This window comes from Bradyrhizobium sp. USDA 4473, from assembly GCF_054063335.1.
Genome location: NZ_JBSSGE010000001.1, coordinates 4,912,121 through 4,937,317, shown reverse-complemented (window position 1 = coordinate 4,937,317; position 25,197 = coordinate 4,912,121). Strand labels below are relative to the sequence as shown.

The window sequence follows — 25,197 nt, the reverse complement described above, 5'->3', positions numbered from 1 at the left end:
GTGCGGGACGTCCGCTCTTGGCCCTGAACCAACATTGATCAAGACTAGCTTCGACGTCACCTTTTGAGGGCAAGGCCGATGCTTTGAGCGCGCACCCTACCTCGGATGCCACCAGCGGCCGCCGATCACGACGCCTTCGGAAGCGATCTTGCGGTCGCCCGTGAGATGTTCGCCGACCACGTCGACATAGTCGAACTGGCCTTCCCTGATCGAGAGCAGCGTGGCGTCGCCGACGCTGCCCGGCTTGAGGCTGCCGAGCTCCGGCCGCCGCAGCGCCGTCGCGGCATTGACGGTGGATGCCGCGATCACGTCGGGTAGCGACATCCCCATGCAGAGGAATTTCGACATCGTCGTCACCTGGTCGAAGGCCGGGCCGTTGATGCAGAGCTGGTGGATGTCGGAGGAGATGGTGTCCGGATAGAAGCCGTTGGCGAGCATCGCGCGCGCGGTCTTGAACGCGAACGAGCCCTTGCCGTGGCCGATGTCGAACAGCACGCCGCGCTCGCGCGCCTCCAGCACGCTCCTTTTCACCGTGCCCTGCGCGGTCGCCGGCGTGTTGGGGAACGGGCGGAAGGCATGGGTCAGCACGTCGCCCTGGCGCAGCCGCGCCAGCACCTCCTCATAGCTCGGCGGCGGATGGTCGATATGCGCCATCAGGGGCATGCCGACCTGCTCCGCGACCTCGAGCGCGATCTCGAACGGCACCAGCCCGGACGTGCCGGACGCGTGCAGCCCGACCCGGACCTTGATGCCGACGATCAGGTCGCGGTTCTCGTCGGCGACGCGCGCGGCGTCGACCGGGTTCATCAGCCGCAGCTCTTCGCTCTCCCCGACCATCACGCGGTCCGAGAAGCCGAAGATGCCGGCATGCGAAACGTGCAGATAGGCCAGGATGCGGACCTGGCTCGGCTCGATCACATGCTTGCGGAAGCCGGCGAAATTGCCGGGACCGGCGCTGCCGGTGTCGACCGAGGTGGTGACGCCGGAATTGCGGCAGAATTCCTCGGCGTCGATGCCGAGCGAGGTGCCGCCCCAATAGACATGGGTGTGCAGGTCGATGATCCCCGGCGAGACGATCAGCCCCGACACGTCGCGGACCTCGGTCGCGGGATCGGCCTTCAGCTCGCGGCCGACCGCGGCGACCTTGCCGCCGGCGAAGGCGACGTCGGTCACCGCATCGAGCTTTTGCGACGGGTCGATCACCCGTCCGCCGCGCAGAATCAAATTGAAAGGCATCGTGTTCTCCGGATTTCCGTCCGGCACGATGGTCGACTTCGCCGCCGTCTGCAAGCCGTTCAGCCGACGCGGGCCTGTTGCGAAACCGCCGCCGCTGTCGCGTGACCCGCGCTCGCGTCTGCGGTCAACTCCGTCCCCGTGGCCGACGCGACGATGGCCGCAATGGCCGGGTGATGCGCGGCCTCCGAGGCAGCAATGCTCTGCTGCGCCCAGCGGTAGGAGGATTCGAAGATTTCCTGGTGGCGATCGAAATCGGTCACGTCGATGCCGTCGGGCGTCGGCGGGCGCATCACCATGTCGAGCGGCGTGGTCGGCAACGTATCGTAGCGCTGATGCGCGACGAGGCTGCGCCACAGCACGTTGACGGCACTTGGAGCTGCCGGAAGCGATTTCCGCCGGAATGGCGTTAGCAGCGAGGCGAGCAGCTCAAGCCGCCCCGGCAGCGCGGCATAGTCGACCTCGAACATCTCGGTCGCCGGCTCGCCGAAATGCACCACCAGGTTCGGGCCGCTCTTCAGCTGGTGCATCTGCGCCAGCGGAACGTTGTCGACGAGGCAGCCGTCCACCAGCATCGAACCGTCCCTGGTGTAGAACGGCGGCAGCAGGCCGGGGATCGCGCTCGATGCCCGCACCGCCTGCCAGAGCAGCCCGGTGCGGATCAATTCGAGACTGTGGGTCGACAGATTGGTCGCCACCGCCGCGAATGGCCGCCAGCAATCCTCGATCCGGCAATGCTGGCCATACTGCTCGGCCAGCGCCGCATCGAACGCCTTGTGGTCCAGCAGCGCGTAGCGCGGCCAGGTCGGACGACGGAAGCTGCGGCTGGAGACGAAGATCTCGTGTGTGCCGCGCTCGAGATGCTCGGCGTCGTAATTCTTGGCAAAACCCGCCGCCATCGCCGAGCCGACGCTGGTCCCGACAAAGATATCGAACATCGCGCCGCGCTCGCGAAACGCCTTGTAGATTCCGACATGCGCGGTGCCGAGGCTGCCGCCGCCGCCGGCGACGAACCCGACGGCGCGACCGCACAGGAAGCGCACCAGGCTGTCGATATCGATCTGGTCCTCGAGCGCGACATGGTGGTGCATGTAGCAAGGCAGCCTTGCCAGCCACGCCGCGGTGCCGCCGACCTCGTGATGCCTGACATCATGAACACGAACCAGGCGGCGCGCCGACGCCGGATGCACGGCGCAGGCGACGCTTTCGATCTCGGTCAGGTCGGGCGCAGGCGCATCGCCCCGGCAGGCCAATACCACGAGGTCGGCCTGGCGAATGGTCTTTCTTGCCCATTCCGATGCGTCGGCGCCGCCGAAATAAGCCACCAGCGGCGCGTCATACTCGATCCGGTTGAGCCAGTCGGCCACCTCGGAAGCGTCCAGCGCGCGGCCGGGAAACATCGCCTGGACGCGCGCGAGATCGACGATCTCGGCCCCCGCAGCGGCAAGGCTACGGCGCAGGCGCTGCTCGAAGCCGGCAGGCACCGGCTCGCGTCCGCCCGCAATCAGCGCGACGGTGCGCGCCTTCGGCGACGCCCGAAGCGGCAAAAGGCGCGCGGTCTGGACGGCAAACCGCTGGGCCAGCGCGGCAAGCAACGCCTCGACGATCCCGGGCGTTTCCTGGACAAGCCGCGCATAGGCTGCGCGCGTCAACACCAGCACGCTGCTGTCGCGGATCGCGATCACATTGGCGGTGCGCGGGATGTTGGCGAAGAAGCCGATCTCGCCGACCAGCTCGCCGGCGCGAAGCTCGGCAATCGGCTCAGAATGATCGGTTCGGTACACCGCGAGCGCGCCGTGCAGCACCAGGAACAATGCGTCGGACGCGCCGCCCTGCTCGACCAGCAGCTCGCCGCGCACGAGGTCGCGCCGGGTCATGGCGCCAAAGGCGACCCGCCGCTGCTCCGCGCTGAGCGTTCGGAACAGCGCGAAATCCTCGGACAGGTTTCCCCGCGCAAACGTTGCGCTCGGCGGCACGCGGTTCGATTGCATGATCAGATGTTAGCGCCGGGTAGTCTTCCCGGCGAGTGATATCAGAGCAGGATCGGCAGCACCCGGCCGCTATTCCCTTGGGAGCACTGCAACAGGAAATGCGGCACTCCCACGTGCTGGCCTCACTCGACCAGCTCCGGCCATGGCACGATGGTCGACTTCACCGTCTTCATCGCCATCGCGTCCGCGACCGCCTGCGCGACGCCGTCCTCGGTGAACGGATAGATCGTCTGCATGTCGAGCCAGGGATATTTGTTGCGCGTGCGGTAGAGCATCTCGACGCCGAGCGGCAGATCGTTGCCGGTAAAGCCCCAGGAGCCGAGCACGTTGAGGTCCTTGGTGCAGATGCGGTGCCACGACGTGTTGATCGAGCCGGCATCGGTGAACTGGCCCATCTCGACATAGGTGCCGCCGTCGCGCAGCATCTCGATGCCCTCGGGACCAGCCGTCGGATGGCCCGCGCAGTCCATCACGAGATCGGCGCCGAAGCCGCCGACGATGTCGCGCACCGCCTTGATGCGCTGCTCCGCTGTGTCGTGCCGCTCGATATCGACGGTCGCCTCGGCACCGAATTTTCGGGCGAGCACGAGGCGCGGCGTCTCCGGCGCGCCGACGCAGATCACGCGCCCTGCCCCCATCTCCTGGGCCGCGGCAACCGCGAGGATGCCGATCGGCCCGGAGCCCTGGATCACCACCGTGTCGCCCCAGGAGAAACCGCCGGCGCGGGTGGCGCGGTTGAAGGCGCGGATGCAGGAGGTCAGGGGCTCGGAGAGCGCGCCGAGCCGCAGCGACATGTCGTCGGGCAGTTTGTAGATCTTGGTGCCCGGCAGCATGTCGAGATCGACATAGACATATTCGGCCCAGCCGCCCCACATGTGCGGCGGTTTGTCGAAGCCGAGATAGCGGCCGTAATACACCGGCGTCAGGCACTTGTTGGCGCTCGCGGGATAGTGGATGCAGTAATAGCAGCGGCCGCACGGCATCAGCGGCGGGATCATCACTTTGGATCCGACCTTGAGCGGTTTGCTCATGAAGTCCTCGGTGAATTCCGGCCCGCATTCGACGATCACGCCGCCGAGCTCATGGCCGAGCGTGAACGGCCAGGGCAGCGGCTTCGGCCAATGTCCCTTCAAAATGTGCAGATCGGTTCCACAGACGCCGCAGGCACCGACCTTGATCAAGGCCGCCTTTTTGCCGATATGCGGCCATGGCACGGTCCGGATTACAGGCTTGGCTCCAGGTCCTTCATGCGTGCAGACGCGGATCTGCTCCATCGGTTCGTCCTCCCTGTCCTTGTCGTTGGGCCGGGCTCGGCCGCACCGACCTTAGGTCAGGACGATCAGGATGTCATATCGGGATGTCATGAAGGCCTGTCATGAAGGCGTGCGCGATGCGTCAGATCCTGACGGGAGTATTTTTCCGCGCGGAAGCATCGCAAGGAAGCATCGATTGTGAACGCAGCCCGAGGCGGATAGGCTTGTAGCATTGCGGGGACCGACATCATGAATCCTGGTATCGAAGGCATCGTTGGCATGTACGTCAAGCTGGGAGAGCTCGACACGCTGCAACGCATGAAAGAGCATCGGCAGAGCCTGCTCGACCAATGCGTCGATACGGCGCATTTCAGCTTCGACTTGACGCGATCGATCTACCGCAGCGACCTCGAGGTGATCGAAGCCGGCATCGAGAGCCTGTATGGCGAGATCAGCGGCCATGTCGACGTCTTCAATGAAACGAGGATCGCCGGCTGGGCGCTGTACAACCAGCATCCCGACAAGCGGGTCCCGATCGACATCTACGTCAACGGCGAGCTCGTCGCCGAAGTCGTCGCCGATCGGTTCCGCAATGATCTTCTCAAGCTCAACAAGGGCGATGGGCACCATGGCTTCATGTTCGAGCCGCCGAGCGGGTCCTACCAGCCGCCCCTGCAGCTCGAGATCCGCGCGGCGAAACGGAAGGTCCTGAAAGCGGTGACCGTCGAGCCAGCGGTGGACGCCGAAGCCAAATAACGCCGCCGCGCTCTTTCACGATGTCGCTTTTGGCTGCGACATGGCGGACGTGCGTGGCGGATTGACAGCAACGGCGGCTCCATTCCAACCTGCGGTGCAACGTCAGGCAATGGAATGAAACTGCAACCCGGGTCGGAACGAATCTTCGCGGACGACGGCACCGACCCGGTGGACGGGCGCGTCCAATGGGCGCCGGCGAAGTCGCTGTGGCTCGGCAGCATGACCACGGTCGCGATCATCTTCGGTCCACCGCTGTTCTCGTGGAGCGCATTCGCACTGTTCATCGTGACCAGCGCGATCACGCTGTGCTTCGGGCATTCGGTCGGCATGCACCGGCGCCTGATTCATGCGAGCTTCGACTGTCCGCTGTGGCTCGAGCGGCTCTGCGTCTATCTCCGCACGCTGGTCGGGATGGCCGGCCCCTACGGCATGGTGCGGCTGCACGATCACCGCGACTGGGCTCAGCGCCAGGCGGCATGCCACGCCTATTCCCGCCACGCTGCCGGCTTCTGGCGCGATGCCTGGTGGCAAATGCACTGCACGCTCGCGCTGAAACACCCGCCGGCCTTCCGGCTCGAACCGCGGCTCGCCGACGACCGCTTCTATGCGTTCGTCGAGCGAACCTGGATGTGGCAGCAATTGCCCTGGGCGATGTTGTTTTTTGCGATCGGCTCGTGGAGCTGGCTGGTGTGGGGGATCTGCGTGCGGGTCGCCGTCTGCGTCACCGGTCACTGGCTGATCGGTCACTATTCGCATCGCAGGGGCGGACAGACCTGGATCATCGACGGCGTCGCAGCCCAGGGCTACAATGTCGGTATCGCCGGGCTGATCAGCATGGGCGAGAGCTGGCACAACAATCACCATGCCTATCCGGACTCGGCGAAGCTCGGGCTGCTGCCGGGCGAGATCGATCTCGGCTGGTGGCTGATCAAGGCGTTCGAGGCCGCAGGCCTCGCGCGCAACATCAAGACGCCGGACAGCCTTGCGCCGCGCCCGGGTTCACGCCGCGTCGACGGCGATCCGGATGCGGTCGCTGCGACATAGCAGCTGCGCATTGTTTCCGTCATCCGCACGCCAGATCGCCATTGCAGACCAAGCGCCTCGTCGCTATAGCAGCAGCGTCGGAAAAGGCAGACTTGGTTTGGTAAGCCCAAGTCCTTTCGCACCGAAATCGTGTCGGAAGCGAAAGCTCTGGTCTCCTGCGCAATGCGAGAGGTCCCCACGACGAACACCGGGCGCTGTCCAGGCGCCCATTGTTCGTCCGTGTGGTTCTCAACCCGACGAACCGCTCCGGCCGAACAAAGACGCAGGAGCAGTTCATGCACAATCACCACCCCCTCCCCGATCATGTCGTGATCGCCGGTGCCGGCCCCGTCGGCCTGCTGCTTGCCTGCGAGTTGCGGCTCGCGGGGCTGTCGGTGCTGGTGCTGGAGCAGGCCGCCGACCCGCGGTCGCCGCTGAAGCGGCTGCCGTTCGGCATGCGTGGCCTTTCGGCACCCACCATCGAAGCGCTCGATCGTCGCGGGATGCTGGAGGACATCGCGCCGCAGCGGCGTGCGAACGGCACACCCGGCGCCGCGCATTGGGAGCAACAGCCGCGCCGCCCGGCGGGCCATTTCGCCGGCATCCAGTTCTACCACGATGACATCGACAGCTCGAAATGGCCGTTTCGCCTGCCCGGTCCGGCCGGTACCAGCATGGCGATCGACATCGAGTCGCTCGAATCCACACTGGCCGCGCGCGCGATCGCGATGGGAGTTGAGATCAGACGCGGCCTCGGCGTCGAGACGTTTGAACAATCTGATGATGGCGTGATCGTTCACGCCGGTGGCGAGACGTTCCACGGACGCTGGCTGGTCGGTTGCGACGGCGGCCGCAGCACGGTGCGCAAGACTGCCGGCCTCGAGTTCGCCGGCACCGATCCCGAGTTCACCGGCTATTCGGTCGAGGTCGAGATATCAGATCCGGACAAGCTTCGCGTCGGCCGCCATTACACGCCATCTGGGATGTACACCTTTGCGCAGCCCGGCACGATCGCGATGGTCGATTTCGACGGTGGCGTCTTCCACCGCACCCAGCCGATCACGCGGGAGCATGTGCAGACAGTGCTGCGCCGCATCTCCGGCACCGACGTGACCTTGACGGCGCTGCAGCTCGCCACCACCTGGACGGATCGCGCCTGCCAGGCGACGGCCTACCGCAGAGGGCGCGTGCTGCTCGCCGGCGACGCCGCGCACATTCATTCGCCCCTCGGCGGTCAGGGGCTCAACCTCGGGCTCGGCGACGCAATGAACCTCGGCTGGAAGCTCGCCGCCACGATCCGTGGCGACGCGCCGGCGGATTTGCTCGACAGCTATTGGCGTGAGCGGCATCCGGTCGGCGCGCAAATTCTCGACTGGTCGCGCGCCCAGGTCGCGCTGATGCGGCCGAGCCGCAGTTCGCGCGCGCTCGAAGCCATCATGCGCGATCTGATCGCGACATCGGACGGCGCCACATATTTTGCCGAGCGCGTGTGGGGCGTTTCGCTGCGCTACGATCTCGGCGGCCGTCATCCGTTGACAGGCCGCAGCGCACCCGACTTCGAGCTCGCCGGCGGGACGAGGCTCGGCGAGTTGCTTCGAGATGGACGCGGCCTGTTGCTGGACTTCGACCCGCGTGCTCCCCTGCAAGCGCTCGCCGATCGCTGGCGTGGGCGGATCAGCTATGTCGCGAGCGATGCCAGGGATCGGCTGGGCTTGCGCGCGGTGCTGGTGCGCCCCGACGGCTTTGTGGCTTGGGCCACAGACATCGAGCCGGATCTGGAGGAGACTGCGCAAGCGGCTGCGCGATGGTTCGGAGAACCCGAAGCTGCATGCGAATGTGCCTAACGCCCCTGGATGCGGTGCCTGTGAACTTCGCTTGCTTCACTTGCACCGTGTACGGGTTCCCCGCCTCAACCGTAACGCCCTGTTAACCCTATCAGCCTTACGGTCGTCGGGGCTCCGAATGGACGGTGGCCAGGTTTTGGTGTGATGTCGTTTGCACAGAAGAAAACTACCGTCGTCCCCGTAGCCGAGGAGCGGCGGCGCTTTCAACGCGTCAAGGTGCACCTGCTCGGCCGCTACATGCTGCCCGACCGGCGCGAGTTTCCCTGCCAGATTATCAACATGTCCCCGGGCGGCCTCGCGCTGCTGGCCCCCGGCATCGGCAATGTCGGCGACCGCGTGATCGCGTATCTCGATCATATCGGCCGCGTCGAGGGCCGCATCACCCGCATCATCGACAACGGCTTTGCGATGACGATCGGCGCCACCGCGCGCAAGCGTGACAAGCTCGCCGCCCAGCTGACCTGGCTCGCCAACCGCGACATCCTCAATTTGCCCGAGGATCGCCGCCACGACCGTATCGTGCCCCGCAACCCGATCGCCCTGCTCACCCAGGAAGACGGCACGCGGATGACCTGCCGCATCATCGACCTTTCCTTGTCCGGTGCTGCGATCGCCGCCGAGAACCGCCCGCCGCTGAAATCGCTGGTCATGCTCGGCCGAGTGCAGGCGCGCGTGGTGCGAAATCTCGAGGAAGGCTTCGCGCTCGAGTTCGTCCACGAGCAGTCCGCGGAAACCCTCGAAGAGAGCGTTACCGCGAGGTAAAGCGAAAAACCGCTCAAGACCCCTGCTTTCAGCCCGCGAAGGCGGCCTCCGGTACACCGGTGGCCGCCTTCGATGCGTTTGGCCCGGTGAAATCGGCGGTTAACGGCCGGCATGTTTGACGCAACGGACCGCGCCGGCGCAGGGCTTGCCGGGTTAATACGTAAAACTTGAATCAATTGCAGTTGTTTCGAATTTTACGCGAATTCGATTCAAGTACAGTTCGAATTCGCCGCAGCTTTTACCAGTATTCGCGTCAAATCTACTTTGCACACTTAGCGGCGGCGAAAAAACTTTGTGCGAAACGTGGACCCAACAAGAAGAACGGGGGCCACGATGTTTGGGTTCAGGGGACAGGGGAAAGGTTCGGCGGTTGCCGCCATCCTGTTTGCGACGTGCGTGTCGGCCAAGGCCGGCGACGTGGTCTACGCCAGCCTCGGTGACGTTGCGCGTTCGCCGATCGGCTGGGTCGAATTCTGCGCCGACAATCCCGCCGAATGCCGCGGCGGCAAGACGCAACCGCGCGACATCGTGATGTCGCAGACCGCTTGGCGCGACCTCGTGCGGGTCAACAAGTGGGTCAACGAATCAATCAAGCCGATGACCGACATGGATCATTGGGGCGTGATCGAGAAATGGTCGTTGCCGACAGACGGTTACGGCGACTGCGAGGACTACGTGCTCCTGAAGCGCAAGATGCTGATGGACGCCGGCTGGCCCCGCGAGGCGCTGTTGATCACGGTGGTCCGCGACAAGAAGGGCGAAGGCCACGCAGTGCTGACGGTGAAGACCGACAAGGGCGAGTTCGTGCTCGATAACCAGAACGAAAGCATCGTCGCCTGGACCGAGACCGGCTACCGCTTCGTCAAGCGGCAATCGCAGAGCGATCCAAATGTATGGGTCTCGCTCGGCGACAACCGCCCCGCAGTTTCAACCGCAAGCTCGCGCTGAGCAGAACAGGGAATTTCGAGTTCGCGACCCGGTCACATCCCCACCCCTCCCCGTCCCAGACCGGTTCGCGCGCGGCCAGGCTTCCCCCAAAGCCTGGCCGCAACTTTTTGCGGGGCACGACAACGCATTTGCGCAGCGCTAATCCGGCGCGCCACGCAGGCGAACGCCGTTCCCTATGCGAATTGCGAAACGAGCCAGGTGACATAGCCGAAGTTCAGCGGTGGAAAGAACATCGCAGCGCTCTTCAAGACCACTCCGGTGCATGCAACGACTCCACCGCAATCGGTCCAGCCCGTCGACAGGGAGTGTCCGACGGCGAACAGTCCCAGCGCAAACGAAATGCTCTTTCGCCCATCTGTCGCCGTCATTGTCTGATCGATGGCGTCGAGCATCGGACCGAAACCGGCCGCGACAGGCCACCAGATCGGCCAGATGATCGTGCATATGATTTGCTTGATGCCCATCGGGTGCTCGCGGTCGCGGTAGAACACGCCAATCGTGAAAAGGCAGCCCAGCACGTACGCGATGAAAAATGGCAACAGAATTTTGCCCGCCACTGTCGAATCCCCCAGTTTAATTATCGCGAACCTATCAAGGTGCGCTTCAAAAGCTTTTTGAAAAAAATAGCAAAACGGCCCGCATCCTAACCGCAGGTCGGACGGGACTGCAAACCCAATTGCAGCACGCACACGCCATTAGAACCTTCGAATGACGCTGGCGTGAAGGAAGCTATCCCAATACTGACAGCAGATCTGCCTTGATCTCACGTTGATGATGCGAAATCGCGAGCTCAGCTTCAAAAGCGCGATCGAGAAATGCCGCCGTCTCCTCGGTGATGCCAACGATCTTGTTGGTGGCCTGTCGATAGAGCTCGTTCCAATCCTTGAAGGGCTTCAACTCGTCGCGTCCCAATGGACGCGTCGCCAACGCGACGCGCCTCAGCGCGATGCTGACGCGCGGCGTTTGCCTTTCGATATCGGGCTTGCGCGCCACCGGTGCGGCCGACGTCATGACCCCGCGCGCGATCAGGTCCTTGCCGCTCTCATTCTCGCTCGCGAACCGGAACACGATGTCGCCGGCGGCGATGAGCTTGCCGTACATGGTCTTCTGCGCGTTGAAGGCGAATGCTCTCGCCCGCGGATCAGAAATCTCGGCCTTGATCGCAAACGCCATTGCCCGCCTATCCGTCCAATCGCCCGCTCGCGCCATCTCGCTTGACATCCTAGCATTCGAGCGTTTGAATTGAATTCAATTCAGAATTGGATGAACCATGACCGTTGCCACCGCTGGAACGCGGGACCGGCTGCTCGCCGCGGCCCAGGACGAACTGATCGAGGGGCTCGGGCATCTCGAGATGCAGGCCGTCGCCAGGCGAGCGCGGGCCTCGGTCGGGCTCGCCTATCACCACTTCGGATCGAAAGCCGGCCTGATCGCCGCGGTCGTCGAGACGTTCTACGACCAGCTCGATCAGGCAGCGTTCGGCGGCGCCAGGCTGCCGACGGCGGACTGGGGGGCCAGAGAGAAAGCCCGGATCGGCGCCTATGTCGCGTTTCACTACGAGCATCCATTCGCTCCGCTCGTGATCGGACCGCTGAGCCGAGCACCCGAGGTGCTGGATGTCGAGACCGCTTTCACCGCCCGACAACTCGCAGCCGGGGCGCGGATGCTCGAGGCGGCACAGCGCGACGGGATCGTCGCCACCGACATCGACCCGCATCTCACCATCGCGTTGATGATCGGTGGCATCCGACAGGCATTGATCGGCGCGCTGACCGACGAGCGTCGCCGCGATCCGGCCGTCCTCACCGACGACATCTGGACCTTCATGGCCGCGGCGCTGCGCCTGCCTGCGGAGGCTCCGCCGGCGAACTCAAAGGCCATGCGGCGCAGCCGTCCCTAACGTTCAGCTACAACTCCAAGGTCGGTGGCCATCTTGTTCAATCCGCACGATTTTCACACGCCGCAATCGTCCTACGGCAAGCCGGATCTTCTGCGCTCGAGCGAGGGCGGCTATTTCGGTCCCGGCAATGCGCAATTGCCGGCGCCACCGATGCTGATGATGGATCGCATCACCGAGATCAGCAGCGACGGCGGCGCCTTCGGCAAGGGCCATGTCGCCGGCGAGCTCGACATTGCACCCGAGCACTGGTTCTTCGCCTGTCACTTTGCCGGCGATCCCGTGATGCCGGGCTGTCTCGGGCTCGATGCCATGTGGCAGATCATCGGCTTCTGGCTGGGCTGGTCGGGCTCGCCGGGCAAAGGCCGGGCGCTTGGGGTCGGCGAGGTCAAGTTCAGAGGGCACATCACGCCTGATGTCAGGCTGGTGCGCTATGAGGTCGACGTGCGCCAGGTCCGGCGCGGACGTCTGGTGCTGGGCATCGCCGATGGCCATGTGCTTGCCGACGGCGCCTGCGTCTATCTGGCGAAGGACATGAGGGTCGGCCTGATCGCGCCGACGCCCTGACCGCGCGCATATCGGACAGTCCCGTTTTGGGGCAGCAGCCGCGGAATCTGCGGCTATTTTTGCACTTCCCGCGCCACCTGCTTGAATCCCCGGGGGTTTTGCCCACGTCGCGGTTGTGCTATTCGGAACCTTTCAATTGAACATCCGGTTCTGGTCGCATGGTCGAACTTGCCCCCCGGAATGCGCAAGCCAGCAGCCTGACCGGCGTGCAGCCGATCGCGATCGGCGCCGTGGCGCTGGTGCTCGTGCTGTTCGGGATCGGCTCGATCGCGCTGTGGCGCAGCTTCAGCGGCAACGTGCCCGAGACCGACCGGATGGTCGCCGCCCGTCAATTGCAGGCGCGCACCGCGCAAGTCTCCGAGGCCCTGGTGGAAAAGACCAAGGGAATGGAGGTGACCCAGCAGGAATCGATCGATCAATTGCAGGAAGTGCAGGACCAGCTGCTGACCATGCGCAAGCAGTTCGCCCTGCAACAGGCCGACGCCAAGAGGCTCGCCGACCAGGTCGCCGCATTGACCGAACAGGTCGAGGGTCTGCGCCAGTCGCTGGCAAGCGCACAGGCCAACGAGCCGGCCGCCGAACCCGAGCCGCGCAAGCGCTCGAAGGCCACAAGGAGCGCCAACCGGAAACGCCACCGGTCGCGCGGCTGACAATCTTGCGTGCCGCCGGCGCAGCGATCGGTCGGCCATCAAATTGCGCCAATTCCCGAACAAGATCAGCAGCTAAGGTGGAACTTTCGGAACTCCAGGCCAGCCGCGGCGGCCTCGCATGAGTGCCCGTTAGCGTGAATTAATCCGGACTCTGTGAACTGGTTCACATATCGGGCTTCGAATCCGAGTCATCCTTCAACGACCGGATGGCGTGAGCCGATTTCAATATCCGGGGCTGGCAAGGTCGTTGACGGTATACTACGTCGACGGCCTTGTTTTTTGGGCTTCTTTTTTGGGCCTCGGCTCACGGGATCGGATTGCGCGGATGCCGTCAGCGGCGCGGCACGTCTCACGGTCCCCACCAAATCCGAATCTCAGCCGGCGTGACCGGCCTATTTGCTGCGATCGCGCAGCACGCGATTGCCCCGCAGCCGCAGCCGCGCAAGCTTCGGCTCGAGCTCGTGGAGCATATAGATCAACGCAACGGCAAGACTCGAAACAACCACCATGAACAGCAATGTCAGATCAGGAATGGTCAGCATCTCTGAGGCCCTCTAAGGGCCCGGCTCCAAACGCAGCCGGGCCATTTGTCGTCGCGGTGGGTTCACGCACCAACTGCTGCAAAGCATGCTGCTGCAAGGCATAAGCAAGCTGCATACCAGTGCGCGGCCGCCGACGCGGTCGCGGGGCATCGAAACACCGGCCGCGCCGATCATTGCAAGACCATCAGCATGGCGATCGAATGGAACGGCCATGCGTCAGCGGATGGCTCAGTTGCAAACCTGCACGTGCCGGACGCGCCAGCCATACGGCGTCATCACGCTGCGGCGCACGATGTAGCAGCCTCCCGTCACCATAGCCATAGCCGTCGTCATAGCTATAGCCGGCATAGTAGGGGTTGCCGTAGTAGCCGTCATAGTAGTCGTAGGCGCCATAGCCGAGCCCGAAGCCGATCGCAGCCGCGGCGAGCGGATAGCCGTAGCCCCAGCCGCGCCGATAGTAGCCACCGTGCCAGCCGCCGCCACCATGCCAGCCGCGGCCAGCCCAGCCGCCGCCGATCGCAGCCGAACGGAAGCCACCGCCTGCCCCCATGGCGCGGAATGCACCACCATGGAAGCCGCCGAAACCGCCGCCGCCGCGGAAGCCACCGCCTCCGTGGAATCCGCCACCGCCGAAGCCGCCGCGTGCCGACGCGGCGTCGACCGTGAACAGGGCAGCCGATGCCGTCGCCAGCAAGGCAATCATCGTCTTACGCAACATCACCCGTACTCCTCTTTCCAAAGCTTGTCGTCGCAAGCCTCATCCGCCGCGTCCCGCGCATGCTAACCCAATGTAGAACCGAGGCTTCGGCCGCGCGGCAATGTCGCGCTCACTTCTGCGCGACCCGTGTTCATCAAGGTCCCGGCCTCAAAGGTTAACAGCCGCGGCAGATGCCTTTGGTCCGACGATCGACTTCCTTGTTCTCGTCAGCGATCGCTTTGTCGACGCTCTCTGTCGTCGTTGCTGAGCCGGTGGTCATGCCTTTGCCAGTGTTGGGGCCGCCGGAGGATTGCGCGGTCCCGGCAGTGTTGGTCCCGGCTGGCGGTGACGTGGTCTGCGGTGATGTCGGGCTGGCCGATGACGGGCCGCCGGTCCCGGCGCCGCTCTCGGTCCCCTGGGCGACGGCAACCGCTGGCGCCAACACAATCGCAATTGTCGCGAGCGCAGTGGTGATGGATAATTTGTGCATGGCAATGCTCCCTTTCCGATACCAACGAGACCGCAAAACGCCGGTTCCCACAGGCGTTGGAGCAATACAGTTTGGGAGCAATGCAATTTGCGCAAGCTGATCGAGTTCGACGACGACACGTTCGACAAGCTGAAGCAGCTCGGCCGCGACCGCATGGCGACCTTGCAGGAGCTCGCCGACGAGGCTTTCGCCGACCTCCTCAAGAAGCACGGTATCCCGATCGACCTGAGAGATGCGCTGCGCAAGAGCGCAAAACTTCAGGAAGCAGCGAGACCGCAGGGAGCAGCGAAGCCACGCGCAGCACCGAAAGGCGCACGCAAGCAGGGCCGCAAGCGCTGAAAGATCAGCCGATCTTCTTCAGTCCGGCTTTGTACTGCGGACCCCTGATCGCGTAGGATTTCGCCGGCCGCGACAGCGCCTCGGCCTGCGCGGCGTCGAGTGTCCGCACCGCGCGCGCCGGCGCGCCGATGATCAGGGAGTTTTCCGGAAACTCCTTGCCCTCGGTGATGACCGAGCCGGCGCCGACCACGCTGCCGCGCCGGATGCGCGCGCCGTTCATCACGATCGATCCCATGCCGATCAACACGCCGTCTTCCAGCGTGCAGCCGTGCACGATCGCATTGTGGCCGATCGTGACGTTGTTGCCGATGGTCAGCGGAAAGCCGGGATCGACGTGCAGGGTCGAATTGTCCTGAACGTTGGAGCCCTCGCCGATCTCGATCCACTCATTGTCGCCGCGCACGACCGCGCCGAACCAGACGCTCGCTCTCGGCCGGAGGCGGACCTTGCCGATCACAACGGCATTGTCGGCGATGAAGGTGCTGCCGTCAGCGGGAAGATCGGGCCCCTGCCCGTCGAGTTCGTAGATCGCCATGGATGTCTCCCTGGAGCGTTTTCGAGCGAAGTGGACGCCGGTTCGCGTGAAGAAAACGCGTCAAAACGAAAATCCGGAGCTGCGTGTTCTGATTCAACCAGAACCGAAGCTCTCGTCCGGACGACCTTGGCACAGCGACGGATGTTGATTCAAGCAAGTGCAGCCATGATCCGGGCGCGGATCGTGACCGGTCAGCCGAACACGCCCGCAGCGCGCAGCGTCATCATGAAGAAGGTGCCGGACATCAGGCTCCAGAAGCCGGAGATGACGGTTGCCATCATCACGAACTCGAAGCGGCGGCGTTCGATCCGCGCGCCGCGCAGCGTGTTGCGCATGATGATGAACGGTGCGGCGAAGACCAGGAACGGGACCGCGGCAAAGGTCTTCGGCGCCACGCCCTCCTGCAGCAGGCCGAAGCCTGCCGGGCGCTCCGCCATCGCCTGATAGCCGCTGGCCAGTGCGCCGGCGAGCGCGAAGCCGATGAACAGAGAGAACAGCGAATTCAGGGTATCGGGCGACATCGGAACTTCCGCTACGCTACGGGCCACTCACGCCTGCTTCGCAGAATTGGCCGCCGGCCGCCACATCATCCTTAAGGAAAGGTTAATCGGGCGCGTCCGAGGCGGCGCTTGCGCATGGCGATTCAATGAGGGATTCCATTGGAATCGTACGGAAATTCCTCGCCACGTGGCATATTCGGCAGATGATTCGGCCACCCTCGACCTGGTCTTTGACTCGTTCATGACGCTTCTCTCGACGGCCCAGCATCTCGCCCGCGATACCCGCCGCAACCCGCGCGCGCACCTCGTTCCGATCATCGCCTCGGCCGTCATCGCGGCCAGCGCGATTGCGCTTATCGCCTATCTGTTGTGGCCGACCTACACCACCGTGCCGGCGAGCGATCCGTCGCGGCTGCCGGTGAGCGTCGGCGGCACGCTGTTCAACGTGCCGACCATGGCGGTGCGCATGAAGATCCAGCGCCATTCCGGGCCGCAGGAACGCGTCGATCTGAGCTTCCTCTACCCGTCCCTGGAGGTGCCCAGCGCGCCGAAGCACTACAGTGCCGATACCGTCGAGGACAAGGTGCAGCCGATCGACCGGATCTTCGTGTCGATCTCGGCGCATCACGATTCACTCGCGCCCGACATGCGCGTGCGCACGATCTATCCGCGCTATCTCGACGAGCGCGCGACGACCGACGACGGCCTGACCGCGCATGCGTTCCGCGACGGCACGCCCTATGGCGGCGAGGACCTGTTCAGCGCGGCCGAGCCGCAGCTGATCGCACGCTGCACGCGCGATACGTCGACGCCCGGCATGTGCCTGAGTGAACGGCGCATCGAGGGCGCCGATCTGATCTTCCGCTTTCCGCGCAGCTGGCTCGCACAATGGCGCGACATCGCCACCGCGATGGATCGCCTTTCCGCGCAAATGCACAGCGCGAAGGGGTAACTCCGTCATTGCGGCGGAGCGACTGTCCATCGAAGGATCGTCGCTTCCTGCAATGACGATCTGAGGCTGCCCAGCCCTTACTCGGCCAGATCTTCTTCCAGGATGGCCATCTGGAACTGGAACGAGCGATCATCGTCCTCGTCGTCGACGAACAGCACCCCGATGAACTCCTCGCCGATATAGACTTCGGCCGAGTCGTCCTTCTTGGGCCGCGGCACCACGCGGATCTTGGGATTGCTGAACACGCGCTTCAGATACGCGTCGAGCTTCCTGACTTCCTGAACGTCCACGGCCGTCTCCAATCGGGTCGATGATTTTCGGGGGAGTTTTAGGACGAGACGCCGAAGATCGCCAGAGCCTTTTCAGGCTTGGCGACGTGATGTTGCGCACACGCAAAAATGCGCGGCCGATCAGAAAGCGAACGAAATCAAAGCCCGATCGCGTTGAGCATCTGATCCATGGTGCGCGACGGCTCGGCACAGCCGGCTTCGCCGACGATTTTCGCCGGCACGCCCGCGACCGTGACGTTGTGCGGAACAGGCTTGACCACGACGGAGCCCGCCGCGATGCGCGCGCAATGACCGATCTCGATATTGCCGAGGATCTTGGCGCCGGCGCCGATCAGCACGCCGTGGCGGATCTTCGGATGGCGATCCTCGTTCTCCTTGCCGGTGCCGCCGAGCGTGACGCCATGCAGGATCGAGACGTCGTCGTCGATGACGGCGGTCTCGCCGCAGACGAAACCGGTGGCGTGATCGAGAAAGATGCCGCGGCCAATCCGGGCCGCCGGATTGATGTCGGTCTGGAACACCGCCGACGAGCGGCTCTGCAGGTAGAACGCAAAATCCTTGCGGCCGTTCTGATAGAGCCAGTGCGCCAGACGATGGGTCTGCAGCGCGTGGAAGCCCTTGAAGTAGAGCAACGGATCGATGAAGCGCGAGGTCGCCGGATCGCGGTCATAGACCGCGACGAGGTCGGCGCGGAAGGCGTTGCCGATGTCGGGCTCGTCGCGCAAAGCCTCGCCATAGGTCTGGCGGATCAGGTCGCCCGACAGCGCGGCGTGATCGAGCCGTTCTGCGATGCGATGGACCACCGAATCTTCCAGGCGCTCATGATGCAGCACGGTCGCATAGATGAAGGATGCGAGCTCCGGCTCGCGCCGCAGGATGTCTTCCGCCTCGCCGCGGATCCGATCCCAGATCGGATCGAGCGCCGCCAGCTTGCCCCCCTGCGGATTGACCTGATGAACTGCCATGGCTGCTCTCGCAATTCGGTTGTTCTGATGTGCGTTATAGCACGATGGACCCGGCGCGTCCCGGGAAGGCTCGGTACGGTAAACCCCAGCCGAACGTCCCGGACCGGCGTCTAGGGGAGTTGGTCGGGATTTTGCCGAAATCAAGCCGTGCTTCTGCAACTATTGGCGGATTTCGTCGCCAGTGTGGTTTTGGGCATGGTCAGCCCCAATAAAGGGGGAAACATCATCAATACCCGGAGTTTGGGCGCCCGCCTGACCGATGCACGGTCGGTCTGGATCGCCACCATTGCCATCCCCCTCCTCCTGCTCGCCCCTGCCTTCTGGAACGGCTATCCGCTGCTCCAATGGGATACCGGCGGCTATCTGGCCCGCTGGTATGAGGGCTATCTGGTGCCGAGCCGGTCCACCGTGTTCGGGATCTACCTCCATCTCGGCGAGACATCGGGCTTCTGGCTCAACCTCGGTGTCCAGACGCTGGCGACGCTTTGGATCCTGCAGCTGACGCTGCGCGTGCTCGACCTCGCCCGGCCGGTCCGGCTGATCGCGATCAGCCTTGCGCTGATCGCCACCACCGCGCTGCCCTGGCTTGCCAGCATGCTGCTGACCGACATCTTCGCCGGCCTGTCGGTGCTCGCGCTCTTCATACTCGTGCTCTGCGGCGACAGGATCGCGACGCCGGAGAAAGCGGTGCTGTTCGGCTTCACCGCATTCTCGGCCGCAACCCACAGCGCGACGCTCGCCGTGCTGCTCGGCCTGTGCTGCGTCGGCTGGATGCTGCGTCCGTGGCTCGGCCGGCGCATCCCGGTCGCAAGCCTCGTGCAAGGCAGCCTGACCATAGTTGCGGGCGCGGCGATGCTGCTGGCGGCTAATTTTGCGCTGTCCGGACAGCTCGCCTGGACGCCCGGCGGCATCGGCGTCGCCTTCGGCCGCATGCTGCAGGATGGCATCGTCACGCAATATCTGCGCGACCATTGCGCGAAGGAGAAGTTGAAGCTCTGTCCCTATCGCAACGAGTTGCCGCCGACCGCCGACGACTTCCTGTGGGGCCACAGCATGTTCAACACGCTCGGCCGCTTCCAGGGACTGAACGACGAGATGGGATACATCGTGCAGCGTTCGCTGGCCGAATATCCGGCATGGCAGGCCACGGCGGCGCTGAAGGCAACCGCCGACCAGCTGATGCATGTCGCGACCGGCGAAGGCACCAACGGCTGGATTCCGCATACCTATGGGATCATCGAGCGCTACATTCCCGCGCAGGTCGCGCCGATGCGCGCGGCGCGACAACAAAAATGGCATCTCGACTTCACCGCGATCAACCGCATCCACGTGCCGGTCGCGCTGGCCTCAATGCTGCTGGTCGTGCTGCTGTTCGGCCGCGGACTGTGGCAGCGGCGGTGCGACGACATCACGGCACTGGCGGGCACCGTCACGCTCGCTTTGCTCGGCAATGCCGTCGTCTGCGGCGTGATCTCGGGTCCGCACGATCGCTACGGCGCGCGCCTGGTCTGGGTTGCGACCTTCGTGGTGCTGATCGCAGCCGCGCGTGCCTTGGCCAGGGATGACGAGAACGACGACGAACTACTTCCGCCGCGACAGGAAGTCGATGACCCCGGTCTTGTAGACCTTGTCGCCGACCGCGCGCATATGATCGCGGTTCGGAATGTCGAGCACCTCCGAACCCGGAATGACCCGGCCGAGCGCTGACGCCGAACCCGCGATCTCATCCTTGCTGCCGACCGCGATCAGCACCGGCACGCCGATCCCAGCGGCCTCCTCGCGCGTCATCAGCCGGCGCGAGCCGCGCAGGCAGGCCGCGAGCGCGCGGCGATCGGAACGGGTCTGATCGGCAAAGGCGCGAAAGGTGCGGCCGACCGGATCGGTGACATCATCGAGCGACGGCGCCTCCAGCGCCAGCGCGACGTTCTCGCCCGGACCGCCGCCCTCGATCAGCCCGATGCCGATGCCACCGAGGATCGCCGAGCGCACCCGATCGGAATGTTCGCGCGCCAGGATCGCGGTCATCCGCGAGCCCAGCGAATAGCCCATGATGTCGGCGCGCGCGATTCCGAGATGATCCATCAGCGCGATCACGTCGCTTGCCATGATCGCGATCTCGTACTGCGCGGCGTCGTAGAGCTTGGCGGATTCGCCGTGGCCGCGATTGTCGAGCGCGATGACGCGACGGCCGGCCTTGACGAGATCCGACACCCAGGTCGGATAGATCCAGTTGACGTTCTTGCTCGAGGCAAAGCCGTGCACGAGCACGATCGGTTCGCCTGCGCCTTCGTCGATATAGGCAATTTCAACATCGCCGTGGTGGAAACTCGGCATCATGCATTCCGTCGTTGCTTGGGATTGTTTCTTGGGATTGTTTCTTGAGATTTTCGATTGGCGATCGACAGGCGACCGCAACCCTACCCTTGGGCGGGCATACTCGCCAGCGTTGCCTGCGCAGCCATCTGCCGCTTCAGGCGCAACGCCTTGCTTCGTCTGAGCCACCACGCGGTGGTCCGCTCGGTGGTGGCCTTGATCGACGACAGCAAGCCGAACAGCGCAAGCAGCGCGCCGAACAGCCACATGGAGAGGTCGAATGCACCGGCCGCGAGCAGCAGCGCGCCGCGGCCGAGCAGCTTGATGATGGCGCGGGTCTGCCCACCCTTCACCTCGGCGATGCGGGCCGCGCGCGCGATCTCCTGTGGGTTCTCCGCGACCTTGAGCGTGTCCCGCGCCGCGCGAACCCCGGCCGCCTCACCAATGCGTCCAACATCCTTGGCGGTGCGCACCAGCGCGCCGGCCTTCTCGGCGCGGAATGCCGCGCGGATCGCGGTTGCAGTTTCCATCGGCCGCAGCACCGAGCCGGAGGCGACCGCCTCGCGCAGCGCCGGCTGGTCGACGACGTCGCGGGTCGAGCGACCGGCCCATGCGATCATGCCCTCGCTCAGCCGTCCGGCCTTACGCGTGTCCTTGACCAGCGTCAGCCCGGCGCGCAGCGGCGCAGCGCCGCCGACCGAGACATACGTCGCCGCGGTCACGGCGAGCCCGGCGGCCGCAAGGCCGAGCACCAGCTGGTCGGTGTCCTCGCCCATCACGAGGTGCTTGCCCTCGCGCACCACATCCCTGACGTCGCCGAACACGAACAGGTCGCCCGCGACGGTGCCGGACAGGCTTGCGACGTCGTCGGCATTGCCGGTCACGAGGCCGGTGGCGAATCCCTTGGCGAAATGCGTGGTGGATGATTGCTCGGCGCGCGCATCATCGACACGCTTGGTGAGTTCGTCACTGAGCGCGATGTTCTTGTCGCCCGCGAGCGCGACGAAGCTCACCGCAAGGTCAGCGTCGCCTGCGGCGAGTGCCGCCTCGATATTGTCCGAGATCAACGCCGGGTTGTTGCGCAGAACGGAATTGAGCCTGATGTCGGCAAGCGCCGCGGGATCGTCCCGCACAGCGAGCACGGTGCCGGCGTCACGGGCATGCGGCCAAATGGCTGCGCCGACGGCGGCGCTTGCCGCCAGGCCGACCACCGCGAAACTGAGGCGGACCCCGTTCATCCCGCTGAAAACCTCTAGTTTTATTCGCCTTGTTCAAGCCGCTTTGGACATAGTGTGCCGTTTTTGAGACACAACGGCTCCGACCAAAGAAGGGCTTCTCTGGGACGACAAGATTGTGTCGAATTTGCATGAGCAAATGAGCCATCGGGGCTCTAGGAATCAACCGTTCCCGCCAGTATGGTGCGCGGCATTTCGCGATGCCGCATGCTGTTTGCGTCTGCCCGTCGTTGCCATCAAGGTGAGAATATGTCCGACCACGTCGTCCCGCACTTCCATAACGATGCCGGTGTCTCGGTGATCGAGATCGGATCGCAGGAGTTCATGTGCGTGGGCGCCAATCCTCCGTTCGACCATCCGCACGTGTTCCTCGACCTCGGCAACGACAACGAGATCATCTGCCCGTACTGCTCGACGCTCTATCGCTTCGCGCCCGACCTCGCTGCCGGCGAAGCACGCCCGCCGGAATGCGTGCTGAAAGACAAAGTCGCCTGACCGGTCCGTGGCGCTGACGCGAACCGTCATCGTTGCCGGTGCCGGGATCGGAGGACTGACGGCGTCGCTGACCTTGGCGGCACAAGGCTTTCGCGTCGTGGTGCTGGAGAAGGCCGAGCGGCTCGAGGAAGCCGGCGCCGGCCTCCAGCTCTCTCCCAATGCCAGCCGCATCCTGGTCGAGCTCGGGCTCAAGGAACCGTTGGCGCGGCGCGCGGTCACGCCTGAATCCGTCACCATCCTGAGCGCGCGGGCCGGCGGCGAGATCGCCCGGATGCCGCTCGGCCAGGCGGCCGAGTTCCGCGCCGGCGCGCCCTATTGGGTGATCCACCGCGCCGATTTGCAGGCCGCGTTGCAGGCCGCCGTCAACGACCATCCCGATATCGAGCTGCGGCTCGGCTGCCAGTTCGAGGACGTGACCAAGCACGCCAAGGGCCTGACGGTCATGCAGCGCCGCGGCAATTCACGGCAGGAGGAATTGGCCGTCGCGCTGATCGGCGCCGACGGCATCTGGTCGTCGGTGCGCGGACATTTGTTTCCGGATGTACAACCGCAATTCTCCGGCCTGATCGCCTGGCGCGGCACGCTGGACGCAACCGCCCTGCCGCGTGAATACACCGCGCCGCGCGTGCAGCTGTGGATGGGGCCGGACGCCCATCTCGTCGCCTATCCGATCTCGGCCGGACGCCAGATCAATGTGGTCGCGATCGTGTCCGGCACCTGGAACCGGCCGGGCTGGAGTGCGCCCGGCGACATCAACGAGATCAAGCGCGCGTTCGCCACTGCGCGCTGGCCCGCCACGGCGCGGATGCTGATCGGCGCAGTCGACGGCTGGCGCAAATGGGCGCTGTTCACCCTGCCCCATATCGGCCGCTGGAGCGAAGGCGCGGTGACGCTGCTCGGCGACGCCGCGCATGCCATGTTGCCGTTTGCCGCCCAAGGCGCCGGCATGGCGATCGAGGATGCCGCCGTGCTCGCCAAGGCGCTGAGCGACAGCACCGGTGAGAACACCGGAAATATTTCCGCCGCGCTGAAGCGCTACGCGCAGATGCGGCGCGCGCGCGTGGCGAGGGTGCAGCGCATGGCTCGGCAGCAGGGCCGCATCTATCATTTGAGCGGAGCCGCGGCGATCGCGCGCGATCTCGCGATCCGCGCCATCGGACCGGAGCGCATGCTGGCGCGGCAGGACTGGATCTACGACTGGCGCGCCTGAGCGATCGTGCCCTGCGCGCCAACGCGCCCGAAGCGCCGATCTCAGTGGACGAGGCCGCGCGGTGCGCGAGGGCCCTTCGGCGCCGGCGTGGGGGCTACGGGCGCGGCCGGCGGGGTGTCCGGCGGGGCTTCGTGGCACTTGCCCTTGCGCCAGGCCTCTTCCGCAAGCTTCTGCTGGGAGTGGATCGAGATCAGCTCGTTGCGATAGACCATCTCCGAGACCACGGTACCGCCGACGCCGGTCTCCGCCTTGGCCATCAGCCTTTCCTGCTCCGTCGCACGGGACTTGAGGCCCGTGCGCTCGGCCTCGAGCTGCTTGCAGTCATACAGTTCGTATTTGGCGGGATCGGCAAATGCCGACGGCACATTGTCGCCGATCTGCGCGCAGCCGGAAACCGCCGCGGCCGAGACGAGCAGCGTAACGATGGCTGCCGCGCGCAACGGATTTGGGCGGCTTGGGAAACGAACGGACATTCGGCTTTCTTAGTCGGACAGTGTTGAGATTGCCTAAAGCAGCCACCGGTGTCCGGATTGAGGCTCAATCGCGGCGGCGCGCTGCTTATCCCAATGCGGCGCGGCCGACGCAAATGGAATCGCAGGCCGCAAGCTTAAGCCTTTGAAAGCTCACCTGTTAGCACCGGATAATGACAATTCCACTCCGCGCCCAAACGCGCTAGAAATCCGCGCGCCTGGCGCAACGCGGACGTGGCGGAACTGGTAGACGCAAGGGACTTAAAATCCCTCGATGGCAACGTCGTGTGGGTTCGAGTCCCACCGCCCGCACCAGCCTTCGCTCGCTTCGCGAGCTGCGGCTTGGCAAGCCCGGCAACTTCTTCGTCAGCGATGGCTGCCCGCCAGCATCAATCAAACCCCAGTCCGATCCGCCGCTCCTTCTTCCACATCACCCGGCAGCTGTGGCGCTCGCCGTCGATGGCGAGGACGAAGCGATCGGGAAACCACAGCGGCGAGTTGACCTCGATGCAAGCACCTTGAGGCGAGAGATTGCGGACCGTGCAGGGGATCGCCTCGCTGCCGAATTCGATCGCCCCCGACTTGAGGACGCGGCGACGCGAGCCGGCACGCCGCTCGTCGGTTGGCATTGGCTGGTGCGCGTTGGCTGGTGCGGGCCTGGTGGGGTCGTCGGCCATGAACCGGTCGGGGGTACGTACACAGACTGTCACGTTACGGCGCAATACTGACGAGAACCTTAAGGCGCGTCCAGCAGAGCTGGCATGCCAATGCTGTGGCCAAACCGCCTGCGCAGGCACATGCGGTATTGCGATGCTCGCATCACCTCATCGTGTTGTCCGATTGTGGCGGGGTTCACACGCCGCGATCGCCACGGGGTGTAGCCTTCGCGCATTGGAAATTCCGGCCGCGCATGTCGTGGCCGCGGCATTTCGACATCAATTTTGCCCGGAGATCGGCGATGGCGATTGCAAAGGCGCGCGATCATGGCGCCTCCAATCTCGAACACGGTGACGACGCGGCCCATTGCAGCAACGGGCTCAATGTACAGCAATTCCGTGACGCAACGCCCGACGAGCGCGCGATCTACCGGCGATGGATTCGCGGCGTGATCATGGTGTACGGATTGCTGGCACTTGCCGCGGGGGCCGCAGTCTGGATCAACGGCGCCGGCACCGGGCAGACGCAGCTCACCAGCTTGTCCAGTCCGAGCGGCGTGAGATCAGGCCACGCCAATTAGCTG

The 25,197-nt window shown here is 64.8% G+C and carries 29 protein-coding genes, 1 tRNA gene and 1 pseudogene; 15 read left to right on the top strand and 16 right to left on the bottom strand.

Annotated features, from left to right (window positions below):
* Positions 1-96 precede the first annotated feature (96 nt).
* From ACVW17_RS23055 to ACVW17_RS23045, 3 genes are all read right to left on the bottom strand, one after another.
* A complete protein-coding gene (locus ACVW17_RS23055) occupies positions 97-1,236 on the bottom strand; it encodes an amidohydrolase/deacetylase family metallohydrolase (protein ID WP_456754044.1) in 1,140 nt (379 codons plus the stop codon).
* A gap of 59 nt (positions 1,237-1,295) precedes the next feature.
* Positions 1,296-3,224 (bottom strand): patatin-like phospholipase family protein, encoded by a 1,929-nt coding sequence (locus tag ACVW17_RS23050; protein ID WP_456754043.1) that lies wholly within the window; start codon positions 3,222-3,224, stop codon positions 1,296-1,298.
* A gap of 122 nt (positions 3,225-3,346) precedes the next feature.
* Complete coding sequence (locus ACVW17_RS23045; RefSeq protein WP_456797911.1) at positions 3,347-4,498, bottom strand: zinc-binding dehydrogenase; 1,152 nt, start codon at positions 4,496-4,498, stop codon at positions 3,347-3,349.
* 228 nt (positions 4,499-4,726) lie between these two features.
* Here ACVW17_RS23045 and ACVW17_RS23040 point away from each other — a divergent pair, with 228 nt between their 5' ends.
* The 5 genes from ACVW17_RS23040 to ACVW17_RS23020 all read left to right on the top strand — a co-directional run bounded on the left by ACVW17_RS23040 (position 4,727) and on the right by ACVW17_RS23020 (position 9,810).
* The gene (locus tag ACVW17_RS23040; RefSeq protein ID WP_456754041.1) at positions 4,727-5,233 is read left to right on the top strand and encodes a hypothetical protein; all 507 of its coding nucleotides are present in this window, start codon (positions 4,727-4,729) and stop codon (positions 5,231-5,233) included.
* Between the two features lie 114 nt (positions 5,234-5,347).
* Positions 5,348-6,277 carry an acyl-CoA desaturase gene (locus tag ACVW17_RS23035; protein WP_456797910.1) on the top strand — a complete coding sequence of 310 codons (930 nt, stop codon included), beginning with the start codon at positions 5,348-5,350 and terminating at the stop codon, positions 6,275-6,277.
* A gap of 275 nt (positions 6,278-6,552) precedes the next feature.
* Positions 6,553-8,100: an FAD-dependent monooxygenase gene (locus tag ACVW17_RS23030; protein ID WP_456797909.1), complete on the top strand. Its 1,548-nt coding sequence runs from the start codon at positions 6,553-6,555 to the stop codon at positions 8,098-8,100.
* A 144-nt stretch (positions 8,101-8,244) separates the two neighbouring features.
* Positions 8,245-8,862 carry a PilZ domain-containing protein gene (locus ACVW17_RS23025; protein WP_028336124.1) on the top strand — a complete coding sequence of 206 codons (618 nt, stop codon included), beginning with the start codon at positions 8,245-8,247 and terminating at the stop codon, positions 8,860-8,862.
* 333 nt (positions 8,863-9,195) lie between these two features.
* Positions 9,196-9,810: a transglutaminase-like cysteine peptidase gene (locus ACVW17_RS23020; RefSeq protein ID WP_456797908.1), complete on the top strand. Its 615-nt coding sequence runs from the start codon at positions 9,196-9,198 to the stop codon at positions 9,808-9,810.
* Positions 9,811-9,983: 173 nt separating this feature from the next.
* On the opposite strand, the gene ACVW17_RS23015 is transcribed toward ACVW17_RS23020, so the two are convergent.
* Both ACVW17_RS23015 and ACVW17_RS23010 read right to left on the bottom strand, forming a co-directional pair.
* Complete coding sequence (locus ACVW17_RS23015) at positions 9,984-10,367, bottom strand: hypothetical protein (protein ID WP_456754037.1); 384 nt, start codon at positions 10,365-10,367, stop codon at positions 9,984-9,986.
* Positions 10,368-10,539: 172 nt separating this feature from the next.
* A complete protein-coding gene (locus tag ACVW17_RS23010; protein WP_456797907.1) occupies positions 10,540-10,983 on the bottom strand; it encodes a hypothetical protein in 444 nt (147 codons plus the stop codon).
* Between the two features lie 97 nt (positions 10,984-11,080).
* Here ACVW17_RS23010 and ACVW17_RS23005 point away from each other — a divergent pair, with 97 nt between their 5' ends.
* From ACVW17_RS23005 to ACVW17_RS22995, 3 genes are all read left to right on the top strand, one after another.
* Positions 11,081-11,710 (top strand): TetR/AcrR family transcriptional regulator, encoded by a 630-nt coding sequence (locus ACVW17_RS23005; RefSeq protein ID WP_456797906.1) that lies wholly within the window; start codon positions 11,081-11,083, stop codon positions 11,708-11,710.
* A 24-nt stretch (positions 11,711-11,734) separates the two neighbouring features.
* Positions 11,735-12,274 (top strand): bifunctional 3-hydroxydecanoyl-ACP dehydratase/trans-2-decenoyl-ACP isomerase, encoded by a 540-nt coding sequence (fabA, locus tag ACVW17_RS23000; protein WP_456797905.1) that lies wholly within the window; start codon positions 11,735-11,737, stop codon positions 12,272-12,274.
* Between the two features lie 158 nt (positions 12,275-12,432).
* The gene (locus ACVW17_RS22995; protein ID WP_456754033.1) at positions 12,433-12,924 is read left to right on the top strand and encodes a hypothetical protein; all 492 of its coding nucleotides are present in this window, start codon (positions 12,433-12,435) and stop codon (positions 12,922-12,924) included.
* 392 nt (positions 12,925-13,316) lie between these two features.
* Here the strand turns inward: ACVW17_RS22995 and ACVW17_RS22990 are convergent, their stop codons facing one another.
* The 3 genes from ACVW17_RS22990 to ACVW17_RS22980 form a co-directional block, all read right to left on the bottom strand.
* Complete coding sequence (locus ACVW17_RS22990; protein ID WP_456797904.1) at positions 13,317-13,466, bottom strand: hypothetical protein; 150 nt, start codon at positions 13,464-13,466, stop codon at positions 13,317-13,319.
* A 184-nt stretch (positions 13,467-13,650) separates the two neighbouring features.
* Positions 13,651-14,184, bottom strand: coding sequence for a hypothetical protein (locus ACVW17_RS22985; protein WP_456797903.1), 534 nt, complete (start codon positions 14,182-14,184; stop codon positions 13,651-13,653).
* 154 nt (positions 14,185-14,338) lie between these two features.
* A complete protein-coding gene (locus ACVW17_RS22980; RefSeq protein ID WP_456797902.1) occupies positions 14,339-14,653 on the bottom strand; it encodes a hypothetical protein in 315 nt (104 codons plus the stop codon).
* An 87-nt stretch (positions 14,654-14,740) separates the two neighbouring features.
* Between ACVW17_RS22980 and ACVW17_RS22975 the strand changes: the two genes are divergently transcribed.
* A complete protein-coding gene (locus tag ACVW17_RS22975) occupies positions 14,741-14,992 on the top strand; it encodes a hypothetical protein (protein ID WP_456797901.1) in 252 nt (83 codons plus the stop codon).
* Between the two features lie 4 nt (positions 14,993-14,996).
* Here the strand turns inward: ACVW17_RS22975 and ACVW17_RS22970 are convergent, their stop codons facing one another.
* Positions 14,997-15,527, bottom strand: coding sequence for a gamma carbonic anhydrase family protein (locus ACVW17_RS22970; RefSeq protein ID WP_456754028.1), 531 nt, complete (start codon positions 15,525-15,527; stop codon positions 14,997-14,999).
* A gap of 191 nt (positions 15,528-15,718) precedes the next feature.
* Positions 15,719-16,048: a DUF6949 family protein gene (locus ACVW17_RS22965; RefSeq protein WP_456754027.1), complete on the bottom strand. Its 330-nt coding sequence runs from the start codon at positions 16,046-16,048 to the stop codon at positions 15,719-15,721.
* Positions 16,049-16,268: 220 nt separating this feature from the next.
* Between ACVW17_RS22965 and ACVW17_RS22960 the strand changes: the two genes are divergently transcribed.
* On the top strand, positions 16,269-16,979 hold the full coding sequence (locus ACVW17_RS22960; protein WP_456797900.1) for a hypothetical protein: 711 nt from the start codon (positions 16,269-16,271) through the stop codon (positions 16,977-16,979).
* 77 nt (positions 16,980-17,056) lie between these two features.
* Here the strand turns inward: ACVW17_RS22960 and ACVW17_RS22955 are convergent, their stop codons facing one another.
* Both ACVW17_RS22955 and cysE read right to left on the bottom strand, forming a co-directional pair.
* Positions 17,057-17,269: a DUF3126 family protein gene (locus ACVW17_RS22955; RefSeq protein ID WP_021077729.1), complete on the bottom strand. Its 213-nt coding sequence runs from the start codon at positions 17,267-17,269 to the stop codon at positions 17,057-17,059.
* Between the two features lie 137 nt (positions 17,270-17,406).
* Positions 17,407-18,234, bottom strand: a complete 828-nt coding sequence (cysE, locus tag ACVW17_RS22950) for a serine O-acetyltransferase (RefSeq protein WP_456754026.1) — start codon at positions 18,232-18,234, stop codon at positions 17,407-17,409.
* A 195-nt stretch (positions 18,235-18,429) separates the two neighbouring features.
* Between cysE and ACVW17_RS22945 the strand changes: the two are divergent.
* Positions 18,430-19,800, top strand: a pseudogene (locus ACVW17_RS22945) (hypothetical protein); the annotation flags it as partial.
* A 15-nt stretch (positions 19,801-19,815) separates the two neighbouring features.
* On the opposite strand, the gene ACVW17_RS22940 reads toward ACVW17_RS22945, so the two are convergent.
* Complete coding sequence (locus ACVW17_RS22940) at positions 19,816-20,568, bottom strand: alpha/beta fold hydrolase (protein ID WP_456797899.1); 753 nt, start codon at positions 20,566-20,568, stop codon at positions 19,816-19,818.
* Between the two features lie 83 nt (positions 20,569-20,651).
* A complete protein-coding gene (locus ACVW17_RS22935; protein ID WP_456754025.1) occupies positions 20,652-21,785 on the bottom strand; it encodes a hypothetical protein in 1,134 nt (377 codons plus the stop codon).
* A 246-nt stretch (positions 21,786-22,031) separates the two neighbouring features.
* Between ACVW17_RS22935 and ACVW17_RS22930 the strand changes: the two genes are divergently transcribed.
* The gene (locus ACVW17_RS22930) at positions 22,032-22,277 is read left to right on the top strand and encodes a zinc-finger domain-containing protein (protein WP_021077734.1); all 246 of its coding nucleotides are present in this window, start codon (positions 22,032-22,034) and stop codon (positions 22,275-22,277) included.
* A 7-nt stretch (positions 22,278-22,284) separates the two neighbouring features.
* On the top strand, positions 22,285-23,487 hold the full coding sequence (locus ACVW17_RS22925) for an FAD-dependent monooxygenase (RefSeq protein ID WP_456754024.1): 1,203 nt from the start codon (positions 22,285-22,287) through the stop codon (positions 23,485-23,487).
* Between the two features lie 41 nt (positions 23,488-23,528).
* Here ACVW17_RS22925 and ACVW17_RS22920 read toward each other — a convergent pair whose 3' ends face one another.
* Entirely contained in the window at positions 23,529-23,960 is a 432-nt protein-coding gene (locus ACVW17_RS22920; protein ID WP_456754023.1) for a twin-arginine translocation pathway signal, read from the bottom strand.
* A 225-nt stretch (positions 23,961-24,185) separates the two neighbouring features.
* Between ACVW17_RS22920 and ACVW17_RS22915 the strand changes: the two genes are divergently transcribed.
* Positions 24,186-24,272, top strand: a tRNA-Leu gene (locus tag ACVW17_RS22915).
* 74 nt (positions 24,273-24,346) lie between these two features.
* On the opposite strand, the gene ACVW17_RS22910 is transcribed toward ACVW17_RS22915, so the two are convergent.
* The gene (locus tag ACVW17_RS22910) at positions 24,347-24,634 is read right to left on the bottom strand and encodes a PilZ domain-containing protein (RefSeq protein WP_456754022.1); all 288 of its coding nucleotides are present in this window, start codon (positions 24,632-24,634) and stop codon (positions 24,347-24,349) included.
* A gap of 281 nt (positions 24,635-24,915) precedes the next feature.
* On the opposite strand from ACVW17_RS22910, the gene ACVW17_RS22905 reads away from it, so the two are divergent.
* Positions 24,916-25,194 carry a hypothetical protein gene (locus ACVW17_RS22905; protein ID WP_456754021.1) on the top strand — a complete coding sequence of 93 codons (279 nt, stop codon included), beginning with the start codon at positions 24,916-24,918 and terminating at the stop codon, positions 25,192-25,194.
* The last annotated feature ends 3 nt before the right edge of the window (positions 25,195-25,197 follow it).

Excerpts from the sequence above, each read along its gene's own strand:
- ACVW17_RS23055 (WP_456754044.1), bottom strand. The coding sequence starts at position 1,236 with ATGCCTTTCAATTTGATTCTGCGCGGCGGACGGGTGATCGACCCGTCG.
- ACVW17_RS23050 (WP_456754043.1), bottom strand. The coding sequence starts at position 3,224 with ATGCAATCGAACCGCGTGCCGCCGAGCGCAACGTTTGCGCGGGGAAAC.
- ACVW17_RS23045 (WP_456797911.1), bottom strand. The coding sequence starts at position 4,498 with ATGGAGCAGATCCGCGTCTGCACGCATGAAGGACCTGGAGCCAAGCCT.
- ACVW17_RS23040 (WP_456754041.1), top strand. The coding sequence starts at position 4,727 with ATGAATCCTGGTATCGAAGGCATCGTTGGCATGTACGTCAAGCTGGGA.
- ACVW17_RS23035 (WP_456797910.1), top strand. The coding sequence starts at position 5,348 with ATGAAACTGCAACCCGGGTCGGAACGAATCTTCGCGGACGACGGCACC.
- ACVW17_RS23030 (WP_456797909.1), top strand. The coding sequence starts at position 6,553 with ATGCACAATCACCACCCCCTCCCCGATCATGTCGTGATCGCCGGTGCC.
- ACVW17_RS23025 (WP_028336124.1), top strand. The coding sequence starts at position 8,245 with ATGTCGTTTGCACAGAAGAAAACTACCGTCGTCCCCGTAGCCGAGGAG.
- ACVW17_RS23020 (WP_456797908.1), top strand. The coding sequence starts at position 9,196 with ATGTTTGGGTTCAGGGGACAGGGGAAAGGTTCGGCGGTTGCCGCCATC.
- ACVW17_RS23010 (WP_456797907.1), bottom strand. The coding sequence starts at position 10,983 with ATGGCGTTTGCGATCAAGGCCGAGATTTCTGATCCGCGGGCGAGAGCA.
- ACVW17_RS23005 (WP_456797906.1), top strand. The coding sequence starts at position 11,081 with ATGACCGTTGCCACCGCTGGAACGCGGGACCGGCTGCTCGCCGCGGCC.
- ACVW17_RS22995 (WP_456754033.1), top strand. The coding sequence starts at position 12,433 with ATGGTCGAACTTGCCCCCCGGAATGCGCAAGCCAGCAGCCTGACCGGC.
- ACVW17_RS22990 (WP_456797904.1), bottom strand. The coding sequence starts at position 13,466 with ATGCTGACCATTCCTGATCTGACATTGCTGTTCATGGTGGTTGTTTCG.
- ACVW17_RS22985 (WP_456797903.1), bottom strand. The coding sequence starts at position 14,184 with ATGTTGCGTAAGACGATGATTGCCTTGCTGGCGACGGCATCGGCTGCC.
- ACVW17_RS22980 (WP_456797902.1), bottom strand. The coding sequence starts at position 14,653 with ATGCACAAATTATCCATCACCACTGCGCTCGCGACAATTGCGATTGTG.
- ACVW17_RS22970 (WP_456754028.1), bottom strand. The coding sequence starts at position 15,527 with ATGGCGATCTACGAACTCGACGGGCAGGGGCCCGATCTTCCCGCTGAC.
- ACVW17_RS22965 (WP_456754027.1), bottom strand. The coding sequence starts at position 16,048 with ATGTCGCCCGATACCCTGAATTCGCTGTTCTCTCTGTTCATCGGCTTC.
- ACVW17_RS22960 (WP_456797900.1), top strand. The coding sequence starts at position 16,269 with ATGACGCTTCTCTCGACGGCCCAGCATCTCGCCCGCGATACCCGCCGC.
- cysE (WP_456754026.1), bottom strand. The coding sequence starts at position 18,234 with ATGGCAGTTCATCAGGTCAATCCGCAGGGGGGCAAGCTGGCGGCGCTC.
- ACVW17_RS22940 (WP_456797899.1), bottom strand. The coding sequence starts at position 20,568 with ATGCCGAGTTTCCACCACGGCGATGTTGAAATTGCCTATATCGACGAA.
- ACVW17_RS22935 (WP_456754025.1), bottom strand. The coding sequence starts at position 21,785 with ATGAACGGGGTCCGCCTCAGTTTCGCGGTGGTCGGCCTGGCGGCAAGC.
- ACVW17_RS22930 (WP_021077734.1), top strand. The coding sequence starts at position 22,032 with ATGTCCGACCACGTCGTCCCGCACTTCCATAACGATGCCGGTGTCTCG.
- ACVW17_RS22920 (WP_456754023.1), bottom strand. The coding sequence starts at position 23,960 with ATGTCCGTTCGTTTCCCAAGCCGCCCAAATCCGTTGCGCGCGGCAGCC.
- ACVW17_RS22910 (WP_456754022.1), bottom strand. The coding sequence starts at position 24,634 with ATGGCCGACGACCCCACCAGGCCCGCACCAGCCAACGCGCACCAGCCA.
- ACVW17_RS22905 (WP_456754021.1), top strand. The coding sequence starts at position 24,916 with ATGGCGATTGCAAAGGCGCGCGATCATGGCGCCTCCAATCTCGAACAC.